The 26,049-nt window shown below is 64.4% G+C and carries 23 protein-coding genes; 10 read left to right on the top strand and 13 right to left on the bottom strand.

Annotated elements, in window-relative coordinates:
• Nucleotides 1–7: 7 nt before the first annotated feature.
• Entirely contained in the window at nucleotides 8–751 is a 744-nt protein-coding gene (locus tag D1012_RS13865) for a protein-disulfide reductase DsbD domain-containing protein (RefSeq protein WP_233517123.1), read from the bottom strand.
• Between the two features lie 202 nt (nucleotides 752–953).
• On the opposite strand from D1012_RS13865, the gene D1012_RS13860 reads away from it, so the two are divergent.
• Nucleotides 954–1,508, top strand: coding sequence for a YqgE/AlgH family protein (locus tag D1012_RS13860; RefSeq protein ID WP_118153200.1), 555 nt, complete (start codon nucleotides 954–956; stop codon nucleotides 1,506–1,508).
• 14 nt (nucleotides 1,509–1,522) lie between these two features.
• On the opposite strand, the gene D1012_RS13855 is transcribed toward D1012_RS13860, so the two are convergent.
• From D1012_RS13855 to D1012_RS13810, 10 genes are all read right to left on the bottom strand, one after another.
• Complete coding sequence (locus D1012_RS13855) at nucleotides 1,523–3,862, bottom strand: aldehyde dehydrogenase family protein (protein WP_118153198.1); 2,340 nt, start codon at nucleotides 3,860–3,862, stop codon at nucleotides 1,523–1,525.
• Between the two features lie 4 nt (nucleotides 3,863–3,866).
• Nucleotides 3,867–4,859, bottom strand: a complete 993-nt coding sequence (deoC, locus tag D1012_RS13850; RefSeq protein ID WP_435530922.1) for a deoxyribose-phosphate aldolase — start codon at nucleotides 4,857–4,859, stop codon at nucleotides 3,867–3,869.
• A 118-nt stretch (nucleotides 4,860–4,977) separates the two neighbouring features.
• The gene (locus D1012_RS13845; RefSeq protein ID WP_118153196.1) at nucleotides 4,978–5,376 is read right to left on the bottom strand and encodes a Na+/H+ antiporter subunit G; all 399 of its coding nucleotides are present in this window, start codon (nucleotides 5,374–5,376) and stop codon (nucleotides 4,978–4,980) included.
• A 7-nt stretch (nucleotides 5,377–5,383) separates the two neighbouring features.
• Nucleotides 5,384–5,653 carry a K+/H+ antiporter subunit F gene (locus D1012_RS13840; protein WP_118153386.1) on the bottom strand — a complete coding sequence of 90 codons (270 nt, stop codon included), beginning with the start codon at nucleotides 5,651–5,653 and terminating at the stop codon, nucleotides 5,384–5,386.
• Nucleotides 5,653–6,144, bottom strand: a complete 492-nt coding sequence (locus D1012_RS13835; protein WP_118153194.1) for a Na+/H+ antiporter subunit E — start codon at nucleotides 6,142–6,144, stop codon at nucleotides 5,653–5,655. The genes D1012_RS13840 and D1012_RS13835 overlap by 1 nt, the downstream gene beginning before the upstream one ends.
• A 1-nt stretch (nucleotide 6,145) precedes the next feature.
• Nucleotides 6,146–7,657: a monovalent cation/H+ antiporter subunit D gene (locus D1012_RS13830; protein ID WP_118153192.1), complete on the bottom strand. Its 1,512-nt coding sequence runs from the start codon at nucleotides 7,655–7,657 to the stop codon at nucleotides 6,146–6,148.
• Entirely contained in the window at nucleotides 7,657–8,010 is a 354-nt protein-coding gene (locus D1012_RS13825) for a Na+/H+ antiporter subunit C (protein ID WP_118153190.1), read from the bottom strand. The genes D1012_RS13830 and D1012_RS13825 overlap by 1 nt, the downstream gene beginning before the upstream one ends.
• A complete protein-coding gene (locus tag D1012_RS13820; protein WP_118153188.1) occupies nucleotides 8,010–10,874 on the bottom strand; it encodes a monovalent cation/H+ antiporter subunit A in 2,865 nt (954 codons plus the stop codon). The genes D1012_RS13825 and D1012_RS13820 overlap by 1 nt, the downstream gene beginning before the upstream one ends.
• A gap of 190 nt (nucleotides 10,875–11,064) precedes the next feature.
• Nucleotides 11,065–12,297 carry an ROK family transcriptional regulator gene (locus tag D1012_RS13815; protein ID WP_118153186.1) on the bottom strand — a complete coding sequence of 411 codons (1,233 nt, stop codon included), beginning with the start codon at nucleotides 12,295–12,297 and terminating at the stop codon, nucleotides 11,065–11,067.
• Nucleotides 12,294–12,728 carry an RbsD/FucU family protein gene (locus D1012_RS13810; RefSeq protein WP_118153184.1) on the bottom strand — a complete coding sequence of 145 codons (435 nt, stop codon included), beginning with the start codon at nucleotides 12,726–12,728 and terminating at the stop codon, nucleotides 12,294–12,296. The genes D1012_RS13815 and D1012_RS13810 overlap by 4 nt, the downstream gene beginning before the upstream one ends.
• A 229-nt stretch (nucleotides 12,729–12,957) precedes the next feature.
• On the opposite strand from D1012_RS13810, the gene D1012_RS13805 reads away from it, so the two are divergent.
• The 4 genes from D1012_RS13805 to D1012_RS13790 all read left to right on the top strand — a co-directional run bounded on the left by D1012_RS13805 (nucleotide 12,958) and on the right by D1012_RS13790 (nucleotide 16,549).
• Nucleotides 12,958–13,959, top strand: a complete 1,002-nt coding sequence (locus D1012_RS13805) for a sugar ABC transporter substrate-binding protein (protein WP_435530921.1) — start codon at nucleotides 12,958–12,960, stop codon at nucleotides 13,957–13,959.
• A 138-nt stretch (nucleotides 13,960–14,097) separates the two neighbouring features.
• Nucleotides 14,098–15,168, top strand: a complete 1,071-nt coding sequence (locus D1012_RS13800) for an ABC transporter permease (protein WP_118153180.1) — start codon at nucleotides 14,098–14,100, stop codon at nucleotides 15,166–15,168.
• The gene (locus D1012_RS13795) at nucleotides 15,168–15,944 is read left to right on the top strand and encodes an ATP-binding cassette domain-containing protein (RefSeq protein WP_118153383.1); all 777 of its coding nucleotides are present in this window, start codon (nucleotides 15,168–15,170) and stop codon (nucleotides 15,942–15,944) included. Before D1012_RS13800 ends, D1012_RS13795 begins: the two co-directional genes overlap by 1 nt.
• Complete coding sequence (locus D1012_RS13790; protein WP_118153178.1) at nucleotides 15,941–16,549, top strand: nucleoside triphosphate hydrolase; 609 nt, start codon at nucleotides 15,941–15,943, stop codon at nucleotides 16,547–16,549. Before D1012_RS13795 ends, D1012_RS13790 begins: the two co-directional genes overlap by 4 nt.
• A 22-nt stretch (nucleotides 16,550–16,571) precedes the next feature.
• Here D1012_RS13790 and D1012_RS13785 read toward each other — a convergent pair whose 3' ends face one another.
• Complete coding sequence (locus D1012_RS13785; protein ID WP_118153380.1) at nucleotides 16,572–17,492, bottom strand: DMT family transporter; 921 nt, start codon at nucleotides 17,490–17,492, stop codon at nucleotides 16,572–16,574.
• Between the two features lie 140 nt (nucleotides 17,493–17,632).
• Between D1012_RS13785 and ade the strand changes: the two genes are divergently transcribed.
• Both ade and D1012_RS13775 read left to right on the top strand, forming a co-directional pair.
• Entirely contained in the window at nucleotides 17,633–19,345 is a 1,713-nt protein-coding gene (gene ade / locus D1012_RS13780; RefSeq protein WP_118153176.1) for an adenine deaminase, read from the top strand.
• A 139-nt stretch (nucleotides 19,346–19,484) separates the two neighbouring features.
• A complete protein-coding gene (locus tag D1012_RS13775; protein WP_118153174.1) occupies nucleotides 19,485–20,366 on the top strand; it encodes a LysR family transcriptional regulator in 882 nt (293 codons plus the stop codon).
• 62 nt (nucleotides 20,367–20,428) lie between these two features.
• Here D1012_RS13775 and D1012_RS13770 read toward each other — a convergent pair whose 3' ends face one another.
• Complete coding sequence (locus tag D1012_RS13770) at nucleotides 20,429–21,490, bottom strand: LacI family DNA-binding transcriptional regulator (RefSeq protein WP_118153172.1); 1,062 nt, start codon at nucleotides 21,488–21,490, stop codon at nucleotides 20,429–20,431.
• Between the two features lie 124 nt (nucleotides 21,491–21,614).
• Here D1012_RS13770 and bglB point away from each other — a divergent pair, with 124 nt between their 5' ends.
• The 3 genes from bglB to D1012_RS13755 are packed head-to-tail and all read left to right on the top strand — an operon-like array spanning nucleotide 21,615 to nucleotide 26,029.
• Nucleotides 21,615–22,715, top strand: a complete 1,101-nt coding sequence (gene bglB, locus D1012_RS13765; RefSeq protein ID WP_118153377.1) for a beta-galactosidase BglB — start codon at nucleotides 21,615–21,617, stop codon at nucleotides 22,713–22,715.
• Nucleotides 22,712–23,545, top strand: a complete 834-nt coding sequence (kduI, locus tag D1012_RS13760; RefSeq protein ID WP_118153170.1) for a 5-dehydro-4-deoxy-D-glucuronate isomerase — start codon at nucleotides 22,712–22,714, stop codon at nucleotides 23,543–23,545. The genes bglB and kduI overlap by 4 nt, the downstream gene beginning before the upstream one ends.
• A 9-nt stretch (nucleotides 23,546–23,554) precedes the next feature.
• Nucleotides 23,555–26,029, top strand: a complete 2,475-nt coding sequence (locus tag D1012_RS13755; protein WP_118153167.1) for a hypothetical protein — start codon at nucleotides 23,555–23,557, stop codon at nucleotides 26,027–26,029.
• The last annotated feature ends 20 nt before the right edge of the window (nucleotides 26,030–26,049 follow it).

Here is a 26,049-nt window from a genome sequence, read left to right as displayed (position 1 = left end):
GCGCCGGTCAGTCTGCCGGACAGCCGCGGATTTCCACGGCACGGCCCTGACCGCCGATCACGGTGACCACCACGGCGCTGCGGTTCAGCGCAAACGGGCCACCCGAAGGCGGCACCATATCGGCCACCGCCGTCAGCCTGCGCCCGTCACGACGCACCTGCGATTCCGACACCCAGACATTGGACAGGCCGGATTCGAAGATCACCACCTCATCGCTGCCCTGCGCGGGCAGATCCATGCGGGCGGTGATCCGCATCCCATCACGGATCGGTTCCAGCGTGCAGGTGATGCGGTCCAGCCCCGCCTCGGCCCCGGTCGCCGGGCGGGCGCGGAGCGCTGCGTTGATCGCGCTGTCGGCATGGCCCGGCGCGGGCAGGGCGGTGCCCAAAAGCAATGTGGTCGGGATGCAGATATCCTTGCACACCCCCAGATCGACCGAAGCTTTCAACCGCACCGGTTTGCGCGGGTCTTTTGGCGTGACCTCGATCGGCAACACCAGCTCGTCATGATAGCCGACCGTCTGCATGCCATTGGTGCGGAACACATCCGGCGCGGGCCAGTGAAAGCGGACCGAGCCCACGTTTTCGGACCCGGTCCAGTCAAATTGCGGCGGGATGCCGGCATCGCCGGGTGCGCGCCAATAGGTCTTCCACTTCGGGGCCAGATGCAGATGCAGCGCCGCCATATGGGTGCCCGATGGTGTCTGCCAGCCGGGCCGGAACTCACCCTCGATCACATCGGACAGTCGCACCGATTGCGCCTGCACAGGGCTGGCGAGGACGGGGCTGAGGGCAAGGCAAAGGGCGAGGGCGCGTATCATGACGGGCAAGATAAGCAGTGAAGGGGGAATGGGAAGTCACAAAGACGGGAAGCCATTGTAGCACTTGCCTCTTGAGGCACGGCGGCATCAGGCTCATGTTGGGGGGATGCAAACGGCGCTCGGAGCAGTAGACATGGAACTTGGTGGCAAGCTGTTGATTGCAATGCCCGGTCTGGGCGACGCGCGCTTTGACCGCAGCGTGATCCTGATCTGCGCCCATTCTGAAGATGGGGCGATGGGGCTGATCGTCAACAAACCGACACCGGACCTGAGCTTTGCCGGATTGCTCGACCATCTGGACATTTCCCGCGCGCCCGAGGGGCGCGACATCCGCGTGCATTTCGGCGGCCCGGTCGAGCGCGGGCGCGGCTTTGTGCTGCATTCGGCAGATTACCCGCGCGGACCGGCGACGATGGCGGTGCCCGGTGGGTTTCTGATGACCGCGACGCTGGATATTCTGGAGGCGCTGGCGCAGGGCGACGGCCCCGATGCCGCCCTGCTGGCGCTGGGCTATTCCGGCTGGGGGCCGGGGCAACTGGAGGAAGAGATCCTGCGCAACGACTGGCTGCTGGCCGACGCGCCGGCCGATCTGGTCTTTGCGGCGGATGACAGCGCCAAATGGGTCAAGGCGTTGAAAACGCTGGGCATCGACCCGCTGACGCTGTCGGCGACAGCGGGGCATGCCTGAGCGCGGGCGCGCCGTTACTCGCCGTAAGGCACCCAGACGGTTTTCACCTCTGTCGCCTGCCGCAGGAACGCGCGGCCCTCGGCTTCGGCGGCCATCCAGTCCCGCGCGCGGCCATTGTTGACCCAGGTGCGCTTGAGGTTGGTCGCCGATTCTGTCTCGATGATCGTTGAGACATCGGTTGACGAAAAGCTCCAGACCGCGTCGATATCCATGTGCCCGGCGAGGGGTTTGGCGAGATCGGTATGGGGTCCGGTGACGATATTCACCACGCCTGCGGGCAGGTCAGAGGTCTCCAGCACCTGATAAAAGTCGGTGGCCGACAGCGGGAACGGCTCTGACGGGACCAGAACGCAAGGATTGCCCATCGCAATCGCCGGGGCCATGACCGAGATCAGGCCCAGAAGCGGGGCCTCATCCGGGCAAAGTGCTGCGATGACGCCGCAGGGCTCGTTCATTGCCAAGGCCACGCCCCGGATGGGCACCGATTTCACTGCGCCGTCGAACTTGTCGGCCCAGGCGGCATAGGTGAACAGCCGGGCAATCGCGGCTTCAACCTCATTGGCCCCGGAGCTGCCGGTCTGCGCTTTGATCCGGGCGGCGAATTCCTCGGCGCGGGCGGACAGGTTTTCGGCGATGTAGAACAGGATCTGCGCGCGGGTGTGGGCGGTGGCGCGGGCCCAGCCTTTGGCGGCCTGCGCCGCCTCCACCGCGTTGCGGATGTCTTTGCGGTTGCCGATGCCGGTGTGGCCCAAGAGCGCGCCACGAGGGCTGTAAACGGGTTTGGAATAGCCACCATCGGGCCGCGCCTGCTTGCCGCCGATCAACAGCTTGGCGGTGCGGTCGAGGCCATCCACGGTTGCCGTTTTCGGCGCGGGCATGGCGGCGACGGCTTTCAGCGGGTTGGTTTTGCCCTTGGGGCGCAGATAGGCGTGCAACCCCTCCCATCCGCCTTCGCGGCCAAAGCCGCTTTCGCGCACCCCGCCAAACCCGGCGGCGGCGTCGAACATGTTGGTGCCGTTGACCCAGACCACCCCGGCCCGCAGCTTGGGGGCGATGTCGAGCGCAAGGTTCACATTCTCGGTCCAGACCGTCGCAGCAAGGCCGTAGCGGGTGTTGTTGGCCAGCTCCACCGCTTCCGCAGGGGTGCGGAAGGTCATGCTGACCAGCACCGGGCCAAAGATCTCTTCCTGCATCAGCGGGGAGGCGGCGGAAAGCCCAGTGATCAGCGTCGGCGGGTAGAAACAGCCCTCGGGCACTGGGGTGTCGGCGGTGTATTTGTCACCCTCTGACGCATCGACCAGCCGGGTGATGGTGGCCAGTTGCACCGGATCGACCACCGCGCCCACATCAATGCACTTGTCCAGCGGATCGCCGATGCGCAAGCCGTCCATCCGGCGTTTCAACTTGGTGTGGAAGCGGTCCGCCACGCCTTCCTGCACCAGCAGGCGGCTGCCTGCGCAGCAGACCTGACCGCCGTTGAACCAGATCGCATCGACCAGCCCCTCGACCGCCGAGTCAAGATCGGCGTCGTCAAACACGATGTAGGGCGACTTGCCGCCCAGCTCCAGCGTCAGCGCCTTGCCGGTGCCTGCGGTTGCGCGGCGGATCGCCTTGCCAACGGCGGTTGAGCCGGTGAAGGCGATCTTGTCGACGCCGGGGTGAGCGACCAGCGCAGCACCCGTGTCGCCGTCGCCGGTGACAATGTTCAAAACCCCGCGTGGCAGGCCCGCCTCACGGCTGAGGTCGGCAAACAGCAGGGCAGTCAGCGGAGTATACTCGGCGGGCTTCAGCACCACAGTATTGCCCGCCGCCAGCGCCGGTGCCACCTTCCACGCCAGCATCAGAAGCGGAAAGTTCCACGGGATCACTGCGCCGCACACGCCCAAAGGCTCCATCCCCGGCAGCTCGGCCGGGGCCAGTTGCGCAAGGCCCGCGTGGTAGTAGAAATGCCGCGCGACCAGTGGCAGGTCGATGTCGCGGCTCTCGCGGATCGGTTTGCCGTTGTCCATCGTCTCCAGCACCGCCAGCAAGCGGGCGTGTTTCTGCACCAGCCGGGCGAGGGCGTACAAATACTGCGCCCGCTTGTGGCCCGACAGGCGCGCCCATTTCGGCTGCGCCCGCCGCGCGGCGGCGACGGCTGCATCGATCGAAGCGGTCGAGCCCTGGCTGACCTGCGCCAGCACCTTGCCGGTGGCGGGGTTCCTGCTGTCAAACAGCGCCTCGGGTGCGGTGAAGCTGCCGTCGATGAAATGGCCAAAGCTGTGATCATGGCGCGCCAGCCAGTCCAGCGCTTCGCTATTGGCTTCAAGCGCGGGGCCATAGGACATGGTGTCGAAGATTTCTTTGATTGTCATGGCCTTATCCCATCGCGTGGCGGTTGGCGGCGGAGTAGTGGCCGGTCAGGTGGTGGTCGAGCTGGCGTTCGATATCGCCGAGCAGGCTGGAGGCGCCAAAGCGGAACAGGTCGGGATAGAGCCAGTCGTCGCCGAGTTCATCCTTCATCAGCGCCAGATACAGCAGCGCGTCCTTGGCCTTGGCAATGCCGCCCGCCGGTTTGTAGCCGACCTTGATGCCGGTACGCTCCTGATAATCACGGATGCAGCGGATCATGGTCAGGGTGACGGGCAGGGTGGCATTGACGCCCTCTTTGCCGGTCGAGGTCTTGATGAAATCGGCCCCGGCCATCATGCAGATCAGCGACGCGCGGGCCACATTGCGCAGGGTGCCGAGTTCGCCGGTGGCGAGGATGGCTTTGACATGCGCCTCACCACAGGCGTCGCGCATTTCGCGCATCTCGCCATACAGCGCCTGCCAGTTCTGGGTCAGCACATGGCGGCGCGAGATGACGATGTCGATCTCACGCGCGCCCGCCGCCACGCTTTCGCGGATTTCCTGCACGCGCAGATGCCAGGGCGACAGGCCCGCCGGAAAGCCGGTGGAGACGGCGGCGACGGGAATTTCGGTGCCCTCCAGCGCGCGCACCGCCGTGGCGACCATATCGTGATAAACGCAGACCGCGCCGACCGTCAGCCCATCCATGCCAAGGGCGTGCAGGGTTTCAGCGCTTACCGGCTGGCGGGCCTTGGCACAGAGCCGTTGCACGCGGCCCGGCGTATCATCGCCGGACAGGGTGGTGAGGTCGATCAGGCTGACCGCTTTCAGCAGCCAGGCGGCCTGATAGTCCTTTTTGACGGTGCGCCGACCGCCCAAAGACGCGGCGCGGCGTTCGATGGCCGAGGTATTGGCCTGCACCGAGGCGACCCAGTCCAGATCCAGCGGCATGCCGGGGTTGCGGTCATGCGGCGGCCGGGCGTGGCCAAGGGCCACAAGCCCGGTGGTCGGGACGGGCACGTCGGGGGTAAGCGCGGTCACGGCAAGCCCTTTGCTGCGGTCAGTTCGCTGCAATGTGGCACGGGTGCCGCGACCGGGCAAGTCTGACGCGGCGGCGATTTGACCATTTGGTCAGAAATCAGCCGGGATCGCGGTCATCCAGCAGGATCGGGCTGACCGCCTGCACCTCGGGGTCATAGGTGGCCCATTGAGTGCCGACGCCGGTGGGGGGCAGGTCTTCCTTGTTGATCGCGCGGTGCAGCTGCGCCTTGGCGATGAAATTCGCGGTGATCGGCGCGGTCAGGAACAGGAACAGCGTGATCATCAGCTCGTGCCAGCTGACCCGGTCCTCGTAGAACCAGAAATACGCCATCGACGCGATCAGTGCCGAGCCGACGCCGAGCGTGGTGGCCTTGGTCGGCGCGTGCAGGCGTTGCAGCATCTGCGGCAGTTTCAGCAGGCCGAAGCTGCCGACGATACCGAAGATGCCACCAAACACCAGAAGGGCGGCAAGAATGTATTCGACCATCAGGTTCATGCCAGCCTCATTCAATGATGTCGCCGCGCAGGACGAATTTGCAATAGGCCACGGTGGAGACAAATCCGGTCATGGCGAACAGCAGGGCCGCCTCGAAATTGACGCCGGATTTGGTGCGCATGCCATAAAGCACGATCAGGGTAAGTACGTTGATCACCATGGTATCGAGCGCAAGAATGCGGTCGGTCACGCCGGGCGCGCGGAACACACGGTACAGGTTCATCGCCAGACCCAGGCCAAAGCAGAGGAAGGCGAAATCAAGGGCGTAATTCAGGATCATTCGAATATCCTTTTCAGGCGGGCCTCGTAGCGGGTCTTGATGTCGTGGATGACAGCGTCAGGGTCGGGGGCGTGCAGTGCGTGGATCAGCAACACACGGCCACAGGACGACATGTCAGAGGTGACGGTGCCAGGGGTCATGGTGATGGTGCCCGCCAGAATGGTGATGGCTTCGGGCGTTTTCAGATCAATCGGGATCGCGAGCCAGCCGGAGCGGATGTTTTCATTGCGCATGAACAGGACGATCCGCGCCACCTGAATATTTGCGAGCACGATATCCCACATCACCAGCAGCACATAGGCCGCAAAGGCCGGTACCTTTTTCAGGGGCGGGCGGTTGGGCCAATAGGGGGCGGTCAGCATCGGGATCAGCGTGGCAAGGATCAGCGCCATCACAATGCTGCCGACCTTGATCTGGTTGACCAGCAGAATCCAGGTTGCGAACAGCAGCATCGACAGGAGCGGGTGGGGGAAGAGGCGGCGGAGCATCTTACTTCACCTCCGGCAATTGGTTGGCCGCGATATAGGCGGCGGGATCAAACAGGCTGGCAGCGGTGACTTCGATCCAGGCGATCACCGGACCGGCGAACACGGTCAGGGCCACAAGGCCCGCCAGCAGCGTGCCCACGGCGACAAAGGACAGCGCCTGTGCCGGATGGGTTGCGCCGTCGCCCTCGGGGGCAGAGGCGTGGGCTTTCCAGAACAGGGTGGACCCGGCGCGGGCAAAGCCGACGATGATGATCAGCGAAGTCACAAGGATCACTGACCAGACCAGCGCCGCAGAGTCGCGCAGCGCATCCAGCACCAGCAGTTTGCCGATAAAGCCCGACAGCGGCGGCATCCCGGCGGTGGCGATGGCCGAGACCATGAACAGGGCCGAGATCAGCCCGGCCTGCGCGATGGGCGGCAGTGACTGATGCAGCCCGTCATGCGCGCGGCGATAGGTCACCAGATCAGCAATCAGGAACAGCGCCGCCCCTGCCAGAGTGGAATGCACCATGTAATACAGCGCCGCCGCCGTGGAGGCGGGCGTAAAGGCCGAGATGGCGATAAAGGCGGTGCCCATTGAGGCAACAGCGGCAAAGGCCGCCAGCCGCGACAGGGTGGTAGCCCCCAGGATGCCAAGCGCGCCGATGATCAGGGTGAGCAGGGCTGCGGGCAGCATCAGATCGGCGATCAGGGTGCCGGTGACCGGGTGGGTGGTCGGCAGGACGATGACGCCAAAGCGGATCACCGAATAGGCGCCGATCTTTGTCATCACCGCGAACAGCGCCGCGACCGGGCCGGGGGCGTTGGAATAGGTGCCCGGCAGCCAGAACTGCAATGGCACCAGCGCGCCCTTGATGGCAAAGACCATCATCAGCATCACGGCTGCGACCCGGAACAGGGCGGCGTCGCCCTGCGGCAGCTCGGCCGCCTTGACCGCCAGATCGGCGATGTTCAGCGTGCCGGTGATCGAATAGATCGACGCCAGCGCAAACAGGAACAGCGACGAGCCGACAAGGTTGAAGGCAACGTATTGCACGCCCGCCCGCAGCCGGTCGCGGCCCCCCGAATGGATCATCAGACCATAAGAGGCGATCAGCAGAACCTCGAAGAACACAAACAGGTTGAACGCGTCGCCGGTCAGAAACGCGCCGCAGATCCCCATCAGCTGAAACTGGAACAGCGCGTGGAAGTGCCGCCCGCGCGTGTCCCAGCCCGAACCGATGGTGTAGAGTAGAACCGCGACGGCCAGCACGGCAGTCAGCGTGACCATCATCGCCGACAGCCGGTCCAGCACCAGCACGATGCCAAAGGGCGCGGGCCAGTCGCCCAGCTGATAGACCTCGGGGCCTTCGTTGCTGGCGGCGACCAGCAGCGCGATGCTGACGGCCAGCAGACCCAGCGTCGACACCAGCGCGAACACCCGCTGCAACAGCAGATCGTTGCGCATCAACAGGACCATCGCCGCGCCAAGGATGGCAGGCAGCAGGACGGGAACAGAGATCCAGTGATACATCATTTCTGGCCCCCATCCACCGGGGCGTCGTCGTCGTTCATATCCACCTTGTCATGACCAGATTCCAGAAAAGCCCCCAGCGCCATCATCACGATCACAGCCGTCATCCCGAAGGAGATCACGATGGCCGTCAGCACCAGCGCCTGTGGCAGCGGGTCGGAGTAGCCGGGCGCGCCTTCGCCATAGATCGCCGGCATATTGGTGGCCAGCCGGCCAGAGGTAAACAGGAACACATTCACCGCATAGGTCAGCAGGGTCAGCCCGACGATGACGGGAAACGTGCGCTGGCGCAGCATCAGATAGACGCCAGCGGCTGTCATCATGCCGATTGCGGATGCGACAAGAGCCTCCATCAGCGGACCTCCCCGGAGTTGAGGGTGCGGCCTTCGGACGGGTCGATATCAAAGGGTTGCACGTTGACGGTTTCTCCGGCGCGCAGGCCGATGCGGGACAGCGAGGCAAGCGCCAGCATCACCGCGCCCAGAACGGTGAGGAACACGCCGATATCAAAGAGCAGCGCGGTGGCCAGCTCGAACTCCTCCAGCGGCCAGATCGTGACATAGCCAAAGGCCGAGGTCAGGAAGGGCAGGCCGTTGAACCAGGCACCAATGCCGGTGGCGGCGGCGATCAGCACACCCATAGCGATCAAAGCGTGGTAGTCCACCTTTTGCCGCGCTGCCGTCCAGGCAAAGCCGGACGCCATGTATTGCATGATCAGCGCGATTGCCACGATCAGACCGGCGATAAAGCCGCCGCCCGGTTCGTTGTGACCGCGCAGGAAGATGAACACACCCACCATCAGCGCGATGGGCAGCATGACCCGGGTGGCCACCACCAGCATCATCGGGTGGCGGTCGCCCGCGCGCCGCTGATCGGGACGCCATGCCAGCAGGCGGTCATTGGCAGGACCGGCGCGCAGCAGCGCTTCGGTCAGGGCAAAGATGACCAGTGCGGCGATGCCCAGAACGATGATCTCGCCAAAGGTGTCATAGCCCCGGAAGTCGACCAGAATGACGTTGACGATATTGGTGCCGCCGCCGCCCGGTTTGGAGTTGGTGATATGATATTCGGAAATCGGGTTGAAAGCCTGATCGCGTGTCATCAGCGCATAAGCCAGCGCGGCAATGCCGACACCGGCAATGACGGCGATGGCCCCGTCCCAGGTGCGGCGGACCGGGCTGCTTTCCATCGGAGTGGCCTTTGGCAGAAAGTTCAGCGCCAGCAGCATCAGGATGATCGTCGCCACCTCGACCGAGATCTGGGTCAGCGCAAGGTCGGGGGCCGAGAAATAGGCAAAACTGACCGAGACCATCAACCCGACGATCCCCACCAGAACCAGTGTCAGCAAACGCTGGCGGTGATAGATGACGATAGCCACCGTTGCCAGCACCAGAGCCAACCAACCCAGCGCCGGAACCGGGTGGACCGGCATCAGATCGCGGGTGCCCACGGCATGGGAGCCGGTGTCAAAGGCATAGTAAGACACCGCTGCAATCGCCAACGTGCCGATGGCGATATAGCGGGTCAGCGCCCCGTCATGCAGCGTATTGGCGATGCGCCCGGCGAGGGCGGCAAAGGGCTCGACCATGCCGTCAAAGATCCGCTTGGCATCAGGCCGGGGTGTTGCGTTCCACAGCGCCATCAGGCGCGGATGAAGGCCCATCAGCAACAGACCGCCACCGATGGCCGCAAGCGACATCCACAGGGCGGGGGCATAAAGGCCGTGCCAATGGGTGATCTTGACGGCCACCACCTCACCCGTGACGGCGCTGGCGGCAGCATTGACCAGCCAGGACGCGGTGAGCATCGGCATCAGACCGATCAGGATCACAAGACCGGCCAGCAGGGCAGGGGCGGCCCAGAGCCCAAAGCCGGGGTCATGCGGTTTGCTTGGGTAATCTTCACGTACCGGGCCAAGAAAGGCATGGGCGATGAAGCGAAAGCTGTAGGCGACCGAGAACAGCGCGCCGATGGTGGCCAGCACCCCCAGCAGCCACGGATTTGCCATCCATGCGGTCTGCGATGCCGACTCCAGCATCAGCTCTTTCGACAAAAAGCCGTTGAGCGGCGGGATGCCCGCCATCGACAGCGAGGCGATGGTGACGATGGTAAAGGTGATCGGCATCAGTGTGCGCAAGCCGCCCAGACGCTTGAGGTCGCGCGTGTGCGCCTCATGGTCGACAATGCCCGCCGACATGAAGAGTGCTGCCTTGAAGGTGGCGTGGTTGATGATGTGGAACACCGCCACGGTCGCCGCTGCGGGCGTGCCAAACCCCAGAAGCATGGTGATCAGGCCCAGATGCGACACCGTGGAAAATGCCAGCAGCGCCTTCAGGTCATCCTTGAACAGCGCGATCTTGGCGGCCATGACCATGGTGATCAGCCCGGTGGTGGCGACGATGTAGAACCATTCCGGGGTGCCCGACAGCACCGGCCACATCCGGGCCATCAGGAACAGCCCGGCTTTGACCATGGTGGCCGAATGCAGATAGGCCGACACCGGGGTGGGCGCGGCCATGGCATGCGGCAGCCAGAAGTGGAACGGGAACTGCGCCGATTTTGTGAACGCGCCCAGCAGGATCAAGATCAGCGCGGGCAGATACCAGTCTGACGACTGGATCGCCTCTTTGTTTTCCAGAATGACCGACAGATCATAGCTGCCGACGATATTGCCCAGGATCAGCATGCCCGCGATCATCGCAAGGCCACCGCCGCCGGTGACGGTCAGTGCCATCCGCGCGCCCTGACGCCCTTCGGGCAGGTGCTTCCAGTAGCCGATCAGCAGGAAGGATGACAGCGAGGTCAGTTCCCAGAACACCAGCAAAAGCAGGATGTTGTCGGACAGAACAATGCCCACCATCGCGCCCTGAAACAGCATCAGATAGGTGTAGAACTGCCCCATCGGATCAGATTTCGCGAGGTAGAACCGCGCGTACAGGATGATCAGCAACCCGATGCCAAGGATCAGACCGGCAAACAGCAGGCCCAGACCATCCAGAAAAAAGTTGGCGTTCAGGCCCAGCGACGGGATCCATTCGATCCGGGTCTGTACCACCTCGCCGCGCAGGACGGCGGGAGCGTTCAGACCCAGCATCAACAGGGCAAGGGCGGTGACAGAGCCTGTCACCAAAGCGCAGGCATTCTTGCCTGCGCGGATCATTAGGCCGGGAAGAAGCGCTCCGAGAAAAGGCAGCGCAGCAATCAGGGCGAGTGACATGAAACGGCGTTCCCTCGTCGTGGCGTGGCGTTTTTGCGTCGTTATTGTCGCGGCGGGTTTTTGCCGATCAAAGACCGTGCAGAAACATTTTCAAGACCTTTAGGGCCCACAACCGGTGACGGAAAGCATTTTCGGCACGGAAAGGGCCTGCAACCCCTGAAAACGCGAACAGATGCTGCGGCAACCGCGACTAGGTGTCGCGGCCAGAGGCATTCTGGTCGATCAGATAGCGATGCGACAGCGGGATGGCGGCCGCGCCCAGCACGCGGGCATTGGCCCCGACCGTGCCCGGACGGATGGCGGGGGCATCGATTCCGGCCAGATCCAGCCGGTGCAGCGCGTCATGGGTACGGGCGGTCAGCTCGGCGCGGATCGCCGTTGGCATCCAGCCGTCGATCAGCACCGCCTCCAGCTCGATCAGGGCGGCGGCGGACAGGATGGCATGGGCCAGACCGCAGGCCGCACCGTCCATCCAGGCATTCAGCACCGGCGGGCTGACCCGCCAATCCAGATGCTGCGCCCACAGATGGTCGGACGGTTCGCCCGCCGCCTCCATCGCGTCGGCCAGCACCGACATCGAGGCCACATCCAGCAGACGCCTTGTCGTGCCATCCGGGCCGGGCACCGGAATCGGGCCGACGCCCGCCGCATTGCCGCTGCGCCCGGTGAACAGCTGGCCATTCAGCACCAGCCCGCCGCCGATAAAGGTGCCGAAGTAGAAATACAGAAAATCCTTTGGCCGCTCGCCCGTGCCGAACACCAGTTCGGCCCCGCAGGCAGCGGTCGCGTCATTCTGCACGAACACCGGCATGTCTGTCAGCGCGGCCAGTTCGGCCTGAATGTCACGGCTGCGCCAGTCATCCATTTCGGCCTGCGGCGCACCGATGGATTGCACCCAGTTCCACAGCTGAAACGGCATCGCCACACCCAGGCCGCCGATGCGCCCGCGTGCGGTGGCTGGCAGGTCCGCGATCATCAGGGGCAGGGTGGCCGAGACGAAATCGACAACAGCCCCCGGTGTGGGATAGCGGTAGACCTGCCGCTCCAGCCGCAGCATCCGGCCCAGAAAATCCACCAGCGTCAGATCGGCTGAGCGCCGCCCGATCTTGAGCCCGAAAAAATAGGCGCCTTCGGGAGCCAGCGACATTGGAATCGAGGGCTGACCGATGCGCCCGCGCTGCGGCTCGCCGCGTGCCAGCAGCCCGTCCTGTTCCAGGGCCCGCATGATGACCGAAACGGTCTGTGCCGACAGGCCGGTGATGCGGGCAATGTCGGATTTGGCGAGGGCCCCGTGCTGGCGCACCAGCGTCAGCACCAGCCGCTCATTCTGGGCGCGCATGCCGGACTGATTGGTGCCGCGCAGCACCGGATCATCGGTGCCGCTGCGGTCCGGAATCTGTGCCGCATCGCTGAAGGTTGTCATCCGTCGCCCCTGATCACGCCTTTGCGCAGGATGACGTTGGCATAAAGCGCGGTTTCGCTGCTGGCAACGATGGTATGCGCGGCGCGGATGCGCGGATACAGGCTGTCGCCTGCCATCGCCTGCACGGCATAGCCGGGTTTTAGCCGACCACACAGCGCCTCGATTTCGTGGTGGACCTGTCCGGTCTGGTCGGGGTCGTTGTGCAGGCTGGCGCGGCAGATGGAGAACGGCGCGTCATCATCCAAAGGCAGCACGGTCAGGATCGCCTGCAACAGTGGCAACAGCCCATGGCCATCAGCCCGGACCAACCGGCGCGCATGCTCTTGCGCGGGGTAATTGCCATCGACGATGGCAATCTCGTCGCCATGCCCCATGGCACACAGGGTGGCCAGCAGGTCCGGCCCCAGAATGGATGGTATTCCGATCAGCATATGTTGTGTCACCCTCAGGCGCTGTGCCCGACGGCTTCCTCCCCGATCACAGGTTGAAGACGATTCAGCCCGCCTGTCAATATTAAATCACTCTTATTTATTTATATTGACGCGCAGACCCGAATCGGGTTTTGTAAGCGAACCGCAGCAGGAGGAACGGCTGCGCCTAAAACTTGCAGCAGGGGCAGACGCCTCTGACATCCTTGGGAGGAACCGCATGAAACTTTCGATGAAAGCCCTTATGGGCTCGGCCGCGCTTGCGCTGATGGCGACCACTGCCTCGGCCCAGACCAGCGCCTGCCTGATCACCAAGACCGACACCAACCCGTTCTTTGTGAAAATGAAAGAAGGCGCTGAAGCCAAGGCGGCTGAGCTGGGCGTGACCCTGAAATCATACGCTGGCCGGATCGACGGCGACCATGAAAGCCAGGTCGCAGCGGTCGAGGCCTGTGTGGCCGATGGGGCCAAGGGTATTCTGATTGCCGCCTCCGACACCAAGGCAATCGTGGATTCGGTGGCAGCGGCCCGCGCCGCAGGCGTGCTGGTGATTGCACTCGACACCCCGCTGGACCCGATCGACGCGGCTGACGTGACCTTTGCCACCGACAACTTTCAGGCCGGTCTGCTGATCGGTCAATGGGCGAACGCCACCTTGGGTGCTGACGCCGCCAATGCCAAGATCGCGCTGCTGGACCTGTCTATCGCGCAACCTTCGGTCGACGTGCTGCGCGATCAGGGCTTCCTGCAGGGCATGGGCATTGATCTGGCCGATCCGAACAAATGGGGCGACGAGACCGATCCGCGTATTGTCGGCAACGAAGTCACCTCGGGCAACGAAGAAGGCGGTCTGAAGGCGATGGAAGCCCTGCTGGCCAAAGACCCGGATATCAACGTGGTCTATACCATCAACGAACCTTCGGCTGCCGGTGCTTTTGAGGCACTGAAAGCGGCAGGCAAGGAAAACGTGCTGATCGTCTCGGTCGACGGCGGCTGCCCGGGTGTGCAGGACGTCAAGGACGGCGTGATCGGTGCGACCAGCCAGCAATACCCGCTGCAAATGGCGGCTCTGGGTGTTGCGGCAATCGCCCAGTTCGCGGCGGATGGCACCAAGCCCGCACCGACCGAAGGCAAGGCGTTCTTTGATACCGGCGTGGCGCTGATCACCGACAAGCCGGTTGACGGTGTGGAGTCGATCGACACCACCAAAGGCATGGAGCTGTGCTGGGGCTGATCCCGGTCCGGCTCTGACTCCGCAGTTGATTTGCGGGGTCACTTGACCTCAGTGTAACGTATCAAGGGCGGCCATCGCGCCGCCCTTGTCATAGCCATCGCACAGCCACGACCCGCTGTGCCGGGGGAGGGGAATGACATGACGGATGCAAAAACGGCTTCCAGCTTTGAAGAGGGCCTGAAAGGCGCCTCGGAAAAGGTGGCCGAATTCCACGAAGAGAAAAGCCAACTGAAGCGGCTGCAACACTGGCTGCACCAGACACCTTCGGCGGTGCCGATGATTGTGCTGATGGTGGCCTTGCTGGTGTTCGGTGTTCTTGCCGAGAATTTCTTCAAGGCGGGCACGTTGTCGGTGATCCTGCAACAGATCGCCATCGTCGGCATTCTTGGCTGCGCGCAGACCATCGTCATTCTGACTGCCGGCATCGACCTGTCGGTTGGTGCGATTGCGGTGTTTTCCTCGGTGCTGATGGGGCAGGCAACGTTCCGCTATGGCGTTCCGGCCGAAATTGCCATCGTGATCGGCCTGATCCTTGGCACGGCAATGGGTGCGGTCAACGGGCTGCTGATTGCCAAGATGAAGCTGCCGCCTTTCATCGCGACCCTTGGCACATGGCAGATCCTGCTGGCCGCCAACTTCATCTTTTCAGCTAACGAGACGATACGATCGTCTGATATCGCGGCCACCGCTCCGGCGCTGCAGTTCTGGGGCGGGTCGATCCAGCCCGGCGGGATCAAGATCCTGTATGCGGTGTTCCTCATGATCGCGCTCGTGGCCATCATGTCTTATGTGCTGCGCAGCACCGCCTGGGGCCGGCATGTCTATGCCACCGGCGATGATCCGCAGGCCGCGGAGCTGGCGGGAGTTCCGACCGGCAAGGTGCTGATCCAGGTCTATGCGCTGGCCGGGTTTTTCTGCGCCGTCGCGGGCTGGGTGATGATCGGGCGCTTCGGTTCGGTCTCGCCGACCGCATCGACCGGGCAGCTGGGCAATATCCAGTCGATCACGGCTGTGGTGATCGGGGGCATCTCGCTGTTTGGCGGGCGTGGCAGCATCGTCGGCATGTTCTTTGGTGCGCTGATCGTGGGCGTGTTCGAGATGGGCCTGCGGCTGGTGGGCACCGACCCGCAATGGACGTTCTTTCTCATCGGCGTGCTGATCATCTTTGCGGTCGCCGTGGATCAGTGGATCAGAAAGGTGGCAAGCTGATGGAACCGCTTCTCAAAGGGACTAACCTTGTCAAACGCTACGGCAAGGTCACGGCGCTGGATCACTGCGACTTTGACCTCTATCCGGGTGAAATTCTTGCCGTGATCGGCGACAACGGGGCCGGGAAATCGACGCTGATCAAAGCGATTTCGGGCGCGGTGATCCCGGATGAGGGCGAGATCATGCTGGAGGGAAAGCCAATCCGGTTCTCTACCCCGATCGAGGCCCGCGCGGCGGGGATCGAGACAGTGTATCAGACCCTCGCGATGTCGCCCGCCCTGTCGATTGCCGATAACATGTTCATGGGCCGCGAATTGCGCGCACCAGGGCTCATGGGCTCGGTGTTCCGCAAGCTGGACCGCCCGCGGATGGAGAAATTCGCCCGCGAAAAGCTGAATGAGCTGGGTCTGATGACGATCCAGAACATCAATCAGGCGGTGGAAACCCTGTCGGGTGGCCAGCGCCAAGGCGTGGCGGTGGCGCGGGCAGCGGCGTTCGGCTCCAAGGTGGTGATCCTCGACGAGCCGACGGCAGCGCTGGGTGTCAAGGAATCGCGCCGGGTGCTGGAGCTGATCCGCGATGTCCGTTCGCGCGGGATTCCGATCATCCTGATCAGTCACAACATGCCGCATGTGTTCGAAGTGGCGGACCGCATCCACATTCACCGGTTGGGCAAGCGGCTGTGTGTGATCAAGCCGGGCGATTACTCGATGTCAGATGCGGTGGCGTTCATGACCGGGGCGAAACTGCCCGAAGGCGTGGCAGAACCGGCATGACGCCCGAAGGTCTGGCCGATCTGATCCGGTCGCGCGCAGAGGGGCAGGGGCGGTTTCTGACCGCCCTTGCCGGGCCACCCGGCGCGGGCAAATCCACCCTCGCCGAAGCGGTGGTGACGGCTCTTGGCTCGGGCGCGCGCGTGGTGCCGATGGACGGGTTTCACTATGACGATGCGGTGCTGAATGCCCGAGGTCTGCGCGCGCGCAAGGGCGCGCCCGAGACCTTTGATGTGCAGGGCTTCCTCACCCTGATCCGCCGTTTGCGCGATGAGGACGAGGTGGCGATCCCGGTGTTTGACCGGGAGAGGGAACTGTCCCGCGCCGCCGCCGACGTGGTCGGGCCCGCCGACAGGTTTCTGGTGGTCGAGGGCAATTACCTGCTGCTGCAGGAGGGGCCATGGCAAGCGCTGCACCATGCCTTTGACCTGACCGTCTGGATCGACGTGCCTGAAACCGAACTGGATCGGCGGTTGATGCAGCGCTGGCTGCACCACGGCAAAACCCCTGAACAGGCGCGGGCATGGATTGATGGCAACGATATGCCCAACATCCGCCGCACCATTGCAGGCTCACGCCCGGCTGATGTTGCGGTGCGCTGGTCCTGACCAGCACGCCCTGTCAGGCCGGTCACGTCCCCGGTGGCATCGCCTTGCGTTGGCGGGCGCGCTCCAGCCCCAGTTTGCGCTCGCGCCAGATGATCAGCACGCCGGCGGTGATGACCAGCGCCGCCCCGGCCAGCATGGTCACGGTCGGCACTTCGGAAAAGAAGAACCAGCCGAACAGCAAGGCGAACAGCATCGAAACATAGTCAAACGGCGCAATGACCGAGGCATCGGCGCTGCGGTAAGAGGAGGTCAGGAAAATCTGCCCCAGCCCGCCGATCAGCCCGGCGGTGACCAGCAGCGCCGCCTCGGTCCCGGTGGGTACAACCCAGCCATAGGGCAGGGTGACCAGAGACAGCAGGGTGGCCGTGACCGAGAACCAGAACACGATGGTTGCGGTCTGTTCCGTCTGCACCAGTTTGCGCACAAACACCTGTGCCAGCGCAGAAAACACCGCGCTGCTCAGCACCATCATCGCACCAAAGGCTTCGGCGGGGTTGGCACCGCTGTTCAGCACGCTCAGGCGCGGCGAGACGATGATCAGCACACCGGCCATCCCCAGCACAACGCAAGTGATGCGGAAGGCACGCACCTCTTCGCCCAGAAACATCGCGGCAAAGATGACCGTCAGCAGGGGCGCGGTATAGCCGATGGCAGTGACCTCGGGCAGCGGCAGATAGGCAAGGGCGGCAAAGCCAAGCCCCATCCCCATGGTGCCCATCAGCCCGCGCCAGAAATGACCGAACGGGTTGCGGGTACGCAGGCCGGTTGACAATTCACGCCGCCACATCAGCCAGATCAGGATGACCGGGATGGCAAAGAACGAGCGGAAAAACACCGCCTCGCCCGGCGGAATATGCTCAGATGTCGCCTTGATCATCGCCGACATCGTGATGAACAACAGGACCGAAATGATCTTAAGGGCTATGCCGCGCAACGGATTCATGCGGTCCATGGTGGCGGGGATGGCGCAGGCCCGCAAGGGGCCGGATTGTCCCCGGCACAATCCGGCTGAGGACACCCGGCGCAATCGCGGCTTCCCTGTCGGCGGCGGGTCTGATTTGCTGGGGCCAAAGGAGTCGCCCCATGTCCCATATCGCCCCCAAAGCCCCGCTGTCCCGTCGCATCACCCAAGGTCGCGGCGCGGCCCCTGCCGATCTGGTGCTCAAAGGGGGGCGGGTGTTTGACCTGATCACCGGCGATCTGGTGCAAAGCGATGTGGCGATCTGCGGCGATACCATCGTCGGGGTGTTCGGCGAATACGCCGGGCAGCGTGAGCTGGATGTGTCCGGAAAAATTCTGGCGCCGGGGTTTATCGACACCCATCTGCATATCGAATCCTCGCTGGTCACGCCGTTTGAGTTTGACCGTTGCGTGACCCCACGCGGGGTGACGACGGCGATCTGCGACCCACATGAGATTGCAAATGTCTGTGGGATCAAGGGGGTGGAATACTTTCTTGAGGCATCCTTGCACTGTCTGATGGATATCCGGGTGCAGCTGTCTTCCTGCGTGCCATCGACCCATATGGAAACTGCAGGGGCACGGCTGGAAGCGGCGGATCTGTTGCCATTGCGCGACCATCCGCGCGGCATCGGGCTGGCGGAGTTCATGAACTTTCCCGGTGTGCTGATGCAGGATGCAGGTTGCATGGCCAAGCTGGAGGGCTGGCAGGGCCGCCACATCGACGGCCACGCGCCGCTGCTGCGCGGCAACGATCTGAACGGCTATATCAGCGCGGGCATCCGCACCGAGCATGAGGCGACCACCGCCGAGGAAGGGCTGGAAAAGCTGCGCAAGGGGATGCGGGTGCTGATCCGCGAAGGATCAGTCAGCAAGGATCTGCAGGCGCTGGCGCCGCTGCTGACCGAGCGGCATGCGCCCTATCTGTGCCTGTGTACAGATGACCGCAACCCGCTGGACATCGCCGAGCATGGCCATCTGGATTACATGATCCGCACCCTGATCGGCCTTGGCTGCCCGCCGCTGGCGGTCTACCGCGCGGCCAGCCTGTCGGCGGCAGAGGCGTTCGGGCTGAAGGATCGCGGGCTGATCGCGCCTGGCAAACGCGCGGATATTGCGGTGATCGACACGCTGGAGGGCTGTCATGCCAGCATGGTGCTGGCGGGCGGCGTGGTGGCGGATGCGGCGGCCTTTACCGCGCGCGGCACGGTGGCCCCCGTTGCCCGGCACTCGGTCAAGGCGCGGCGGGTGGTGGCAGGCGATTTCCGCACCGGCGGCAACCGCGTTGAGACGCCGGTGATCGGCATCCTGCCGGGCAAGATCATCACCGAACACCTGAGCTTTGAGATCGCGCCCGAGGATGGCGACAAGCGGCCCGATCTTGCCCGCGATCTGGTCAAGATCGCGGTGATCGAGCGGCACGGGGTGAATGGCAACATGGCGACCGGCTTTGTGAAAGGATTTGGCCTGCAACGCGGCGCGATTGCGTCAACCGTCTGCCATGACCATCACAACATCGCGGTGGTTGGGGCGGATTACGCCGATATGGCGCTGGCGGCGAACCGGCTGGGCGAGATCGAGGGCGGGTTCGTGGTGGTTGAGGGCGGGCGGGTGCTGGCCGAACTGGCGTTGCCGGTGGCGGGCCTGATGTCTCTGGAGCCGTTCGAGACGGTGCGGGACGCGCTGATCACGCTGCGGGCGGCGGCAAAGGGGCTGGGGGTGGCGCTGGAAGAGCCGTTTTTACAGCTGGCCTTCCTGTGCCTGCCGGTGATCCCGCATCTGAAAATCACCGATATGGGGATGGTGGATGTGGACCGGTTCGAGGTGATGCCGTGACCTGTAACGGGGGCGGCCTCGGGGGGCATCGAGCCCCCGCTCGGCCGCGCTGCCGCGCGCGTGCGCCGGGCGGCGCGCGCTGGGCGGGCCGGGGCCTCCGGCGGGAGTATTTGGCAAGCAGCAAACCGCGGTGCGGCGCATGATTGATAAGCTGGAGATGTTCATAGCACTGGCCCGTGCGCGGCATTTTGGGCGGGCGGCGGAGGTTTGCGGGGTGACGCAGCCCTCGCTTTCGGCGGCAATCAAGCAGCTGGAGGAGCATATGGGGGTGCAGCTGGTGTTTCGCGGCTCGCGCTACCAAGGGCTGACGCCGGAGGGGCAGCGCGTGCTGGAGCGGGCGCAGGGGATTGTGGCCGAAGCGCGGGCGTTGCGCGACGAGATGCGGTCGGTCAAAAAGGGGTTGGCGGGGAATTTGCGGATCGGGGTGATCCCCACGGCATTGCCGGTGGTGGCGCAGCTGACCACGCCGTTCACGCAGCGCCATCCGGCGGTGTCGGTCACCATCCTGTCGCGCACCAGTGCCGAGATTCTGGACGGGATCGAGCGGCTGGAGCTGGAGGCGGGGATTACCTATCTGGACAATGAGCCGCTGGGGCGGGTGTTGCGCCAGCCGCTTTACGTCGAGTTTTATCGTCTGGTCTGCGCGCCGGGGACGCAGTTGGCAGCGCGGGCGCAGGTGGAATGGGCGGAACTGGGGGGGCTGCCACTGTGCCTGCTGACCGGGGATATGCAGAACCGGAGGATCATCAACCAGCATCTGGCCGAGGCCGGGGTGCGGGCGGAGCCGGCGGTGGAGTCGAACTCCACCATCGCGCTGATGGCGCATGTGGCGACCGGGCACTGGGTGTCGATCCTGCCCAAGGCGCTGGCGGATCTGTTTGCCCGCTCGGGCGCGGTCAAGGCGGTGCCCATCGTCGCGCCGGAGGCCGAGCATCTGGTCGGGTTGATCGCGGCACAGCGCGACCCGCCGACGCCGCTGATCGTCGCACTGATGGAAGAGGCGCGGCGGATCGCTGAGTGATCCGTCGGACGGTCCTGCCAAATGCTGCCGGTGCAAGTGTACACGCGCAGGGCATCAAGGCTTTACGGCGTGGTTTTGCCAGCCTTGACCGGGCCGCAGGATTTGCGTTCGACCAGACGGCAGGCCAGTTCGATGCGGCGGGCGGGCATATGGGTGCCGAGGCTCAGGTCGCGGACCAGATCGACGGCGGTGGCGCCGATGTGCTGCATCGGGATTTCCAGTGCGGTCAGCGGTGGTGTGAAAAATGCGCCCTGCGCCAGCCCGTCCATGCCCAGCACCGACACATCCCCCGGCACCGACAGCCCAAGGGCGGCAAGCCCTTGAAGCGCGCCCAAAGCCAGACTGTCACTGGCGCAAAGCACGGCGGTGAAATCGACGCCCCGCGCGCTGATCCTGGCTTTCAGCGCCTCGGCGGCGCGGTCGGGCAGCCAGTCGCTGAGATCCATCTGCAGATCGGGGTCCAGCACAGTACCGCCTGCGGTCATCCGGTCGCGCCAGCCCTCGACCCGGCGCTCGATGGTGCGGCGGCCCCGATGGCTGAGAAACAGGATACGGCGGTGGCCCAGCCGCATCAGGTAATCGGTCGCCATGGCGGCGGCGGCCCGGTTGGAGGGTGCCACCGAGGACAGCTGCATCAACGGGTCATCGCCATTGACCAGCACCACCGGCTTGCGCGATGAGCGGGCGGCGGTCAGCATGTCTTCGTCATCCAGCGTCAGGAACAAAAGGCCCGCCACCCGTGGATCGGCGGCAGCCTCGGCCAGGGTCTGCCGCTCTTGCTCGGTTGAGGTGATGGCTTGGGTGACCAGTTCGGCCCGCAACAGCCGCACCCGTTCCTCGATGCCCTGCATCACGTTCAGAGTGAACTGGCTGCGGGCATAATCCTCCATCGCGGCGGGGCTGGCGAGAATCAGCAGGCGCTGACCGGCAAGGGTCGAGGGCAGGGCATAGCGGAACTCTTGCGCCTTGCGCTGGATTCTCTCGACCACTTCCGGCCGCACCCCCGGCGCACCGGACAGGGCGCGTGACACCGTGGCAATCGAGACGCCGCAGGCTGTCGCCAGATCGTCCAGCCTGATCCGCCGGCTGGGTTTACCGCTTTTTCCCGGTGGGATGGTTTGCATGGGGCACCTTTTCTGTCTGCCGCCACATTATGCAAAAAATTTTCATGTTGTGCAAAAAAATTGCACTGTCATGATTTGGATACGGGCTGAAAACGGCCCCCTGAATATCGACCGGGGAGGGGAGATGCGACCACAGGCTGATCAGATCAGGCAAAAGCTGCGTCAACTGGTGCAAGGTCTGACCGACCTGCGCCATGATGGCCAGTTTGACGAGCCCAACCTTGACGGGACCGCTGGCGATTACATCAGTTTTGACAGCTGGGAATGGCCGCAGGGGGTTGGTCTTTATGGTCTGGCGCAGCTGTGGCGGCGGCACCGTGACCCGGCTTTGCAGGACTTGCTCGAAGGCTGGTATGCGCGGCATGTGGCGGCGGGGCTGCCCGGTCTGAACATCAACACCACCGCGCCGATGCTGGCGCTGGCCTTGCTGTGGTCGGAAACCCAGGATCCGCGCTGGCAGCCGGTGCTGGACGATTGGGCCAACCGGCTGATGCGCAATGCCCCGCGCACGGCAGAGGGCGGCTTGCAGCATGATGTGTCCGACAAGGTGAACCCCGGCGAGATGTGGGATGACACGCTGTTCATGGCGGGGCTGTTTCTGGCGCGCTATGGTCATGCCTCGGGTCGGCTGGAGCTGGTGGATGAGGCGGTGCGGCAGTTTCTGGTGCATGCGCGCTATCTGTCGGACCCGGAAACCGGGCTGTGGTTTCATGGCTGGACCTTTGACGGTCGGCACAACTTTGCCCGCGCCCGCTGGGCACGCGGCAATGCCTGGATCACGGCCTGCATTCTGGACCTGTTCGAGATTCCCGATCTGCCGGGCTCGGTGCGGTTGTACCTGACCGAAGTGCTGAAGGCGCAGGTTGAGGCGCTGCTGCCGTTGCAGACGGCCAGCGGGGCGTGGCGCACGCTGCTGGATGATCCGCAAAGCTATGAAGAGATCAGCGCCACGGCAGGCTTTGCCTATGGTCTGCTGAAGGCCGCGCGGCAGGGCATTGGCGGGCCGGACTGGGCCGAGGCCGGATGGCGCGGCGTGCAGGCGGTGCTGGCGAACATTGACGATCAGGGCACGGTGCAAAACGTGTCTTATGGCACACGTATGGGGCCTGATCTGCAGTTTTACCGCGACATCCCATTGCAGCCCACCGGCTATGGACAGGCCTTGGCGATCCTGTGTCTGGTCGAGGCCGAGGGGCAGCTTGTGACAGAGGGGGCGGCGGCATGATGGATGTGCGCTATGGCGGCAACCCCGCCGATGTGATGACCGCAACCACCGACCGGCTGCGCGCCGATTACATGGTCGAGGGCGCGTTTACCCCCGGCGCGTTGCGGCTGACCTATACCCATGTGGACCGGATGATCCTTGGCGGCGCGGTGCCGACCGATGCGCCATTGGTGTTCGGCGATGGGGCGGAGCTGGGAACGGAGTTCTTTTTCTCGGCCCGCGAAGGCGGCCTTGCCAATCTGGGCGGGCCGGGTGTGGTGACGGTGGATGGCACCGATTACGCCGTGGCCAACCGCGATATCCTGTATATCGGGCGCGGCGTGCAGCGGGTGGAGATGCGCAGCGATGATGCCACCCATCCGGCGTGGTTCTACCTCAACTCCGTGCCAGCGGGGGCGGATCACCCGTCCCGGCTGATCCGGCGCGATCAGGCCAAGCACATCCAATTGGGCGATCCGGCCAAGGCGAATGTGCGCAGTCTGGCGATGTATATCCACCCCGAGGTGTCGCCGTCCTGCCTGCTGCTGATGGGCATCACCGACCCTGCGCCGGGCAGCATGTGGAACACCATGCCGCCGCATCTGCATGAGCGCCGGATGGAGGCCTATTGCTACTTTGACATGGGCGCTGAGGATCGGGTGATGCATTTCATGGGCCGCCCGGATCAGACCCGGCATCTGGTCATTGCCAATGGCGATATGGTGCTGTCGCCCGCGTGGTCCATTCATATGGGCGCGGGCACCGGGCCCTATGCCTTTGTCTGGGGCATGACCGGCGAAAATCAGGCTTATACCGACTTTACCCCCGTTCCCATCGCGTCCTTAAGGTAAGCATCTGACATGCAAGGCTTTCTGTCCCATCCCCTGACTTCCGGCGCGGCCCTTGGCTATTGGCGTCTTGGCCAGACGGTCGAAGCGCGGTTCGATCTGCCCGATCAGCCGATGGCGGGAGAGATGGACCCGTTCTTTTTCCTGACCAAGGACAAGAACTTTATCCCGCACGAATACCCCTGCCGCACGCAGTTTGCGGCGGACCGTCGTGCGCAGCGGCCGCAGGCTGCGGGGGCGTTTCAGGCTTCGCGCAACTGGCTGCCATTCGGCTCGCCCCGGCTGGATCTGTCGGGCTTCTGGTTCCGGCCCACGCATATCGCGACATGGGCGGAAACGGTGATCCGGGCGCAGGCGGCAGGGCAGGCGCGGTTGCGGCTGCGCACCTGTGGCGGCGCGGTCCTGTTCGTGAACGGGGCCGAGGTGGGCTGGATGGCGCCTTACAAGCGCAACGCCGAAACCGCGGCAGAGTTCGAAGTGGCGCTGACTGCGGGCGACAACCGGGTCGAGGTGTTCTTCGACGATCTGGCCGAGCGTGACGCCCGCTATTACATCCAGCTGGATTGGCTGGACGGGCCGGAGGCCGAGGCCGGTATTCCGACCGATTGCACCACCGACCTTGCCCGCGCGCTGGAAACCGCGCTTGCCACCATGCATTTCGATGCGCCGGCCTATACCGGCGGCGAGGTGGCACTGGTGTTGCCGGTGCCGCTGCCGGTGGATGTCGCAGCGGCGATCCGGGTCGAGGGCGATTTCATGTCGCACCACCCCGCCGCCTTGCGCCGCCAGCTGCCCGCAGGGGCCAAGCTGCTGGTGATCGACCGGGCCGAGAATCTACCCGGCGATTTCCGGCATTTCATTCCCACCCTGACCGCAGACGGCTTTGCCGCCACCCGCACCTTTGGCGTGGAAGTCTGCGATCTGGCCGCGCAAGGCACTGTGCCGGAAACCTTGGACCAGCGCATCGACGAGGCGCTGACCTGGGTGGCGACACGGGCCGAACCCGATACGGTGGCGGCACTGGCACGATTGGCGCAGGGGCTGTCCGGCCCCGAGACCGAAGCAATGATCGACGCGACCCTCCCCGCGATCGAGGATTGCTGGGATTGCGCCGATTTCGCGCTGGTGCCGCTTCTGTGGGGGCGCATCCGGTTTGGGCATCTGTTGTCCGACCGGGTGCGCGACCGGATTGACGCGGCCATCCTCGGCTATCGCTACTGGATGGACGAGCCGGGCAATGATGTGCAGTGGTATTTCAGCGAAAACCACGCGCTGTTGTTCCACACCTCGGCTTACCTCGCGGGCGATCTGCTGCCAGAGGCTACTTTCCGCCGCTCAGGCCGCTCGGGGGCTGAACAGTCGGCCACCGGGCGTGACCGGGTGCGGGCATGGCTCGATCATTTTGAGGCGTGGGAGATGGCAGAGTTCAACTCTGCCCCCTATTTCCCGATTGATCTGAAGGGGTTGACGGCGCTTTACGCCCTTGCCCCCGATGCCGATATCCGCGAGCGCGCAGGCCGCGCCGTGGTGCGGCTGGTCGAGGTGGTGGCCAATTCTGCGCATCACGGCGTGATCACGGCGGCGCAGGGGCGCAGCTATGAACACACCCTGCGCGCCGGGCGCACGCTGGAATTGTCGGCGATCACCCGGATGCTCTGGGGCATGGGCCAGTTCGGCGCGCGGTTCCATTGCCTGCCGGGGCTTGCTCTGGCGCTGCGTGATCATGGGTTGCAGCTGGATGCCGGTCTGGCCGACCGCGCCAGTCTGGCGGCGGGTGAACAAGAGTGGGTGTTTGCGCAAGGCGAAGGCCGGTTTGCCGCGCTTTACCACGCCAAAACCGCTGGCTGGGCCATGGGCTCCACCGCCGCCTATCGCTGGTTTGACTGGGGCTATCAGGAAACGCTGATCCACGGACGGCTAGGGACCAACCCCGATGCCCAGATCTGGATCAACCATCCGGGCGAGGTGATCCATTCCGGCTATGGTCGCCCGTCCTATTGGGGCGGCTCTGCCTCGGTGCCGCGCGTGCAGCAATATCGCGGGCTGGCGCTGGTCTGGTTCGACGGCCAGCCCGAGCAACCGGATTTCACCCATTGCTGGTTTCCGGCGATCGCCTTTGACGAGACCCGGTTGAACGGGGATCTGGCGGCGGCCAGTGCGGGGGAGGGGGCGATGCTGATCCGCGCATCGGACACGTTGGAGATGGTGGCTGACGGGCCGACAGCGGGCTGTGAATTGCGGCTTGCCGGACGGCAGGGCTGGTGGATCGTGCGGATGGGGGCAAAGGGGCAGGGGCTTGACGCTTACGTCGCGCAATTCTCGCAACTTAGCCCTGACGCAGACGCAAATCCGCGTGCTACAGTCACGGTTGAGGATCCCGAATACGGCCCGGTGCAGTTTCATGCCGACGGCCGGATCGAGGCGGAGGGACGTGTTGTAAATCCAAAGGATTGGACGGTCGCGGGGCACAGAACCCTGCACCGCTGAAGACGACCCCGGCGGGAGGC

It is taken from the genome of Pseudotabrizicola alkalilacus (assembly GCF_003443995.1).
Taxonomy (GTDB): domain Bacteria; phylum Pseudomonadota; class Alphaproteobacteria; order Rhodobacterales; family Rhodobacteraceae; genus Pseudotabrizicola; species Pseudotabrizicola alkalilacus.
This window is presented reverse-complemented; position numbering and strand designations above follow the sequence as displayed.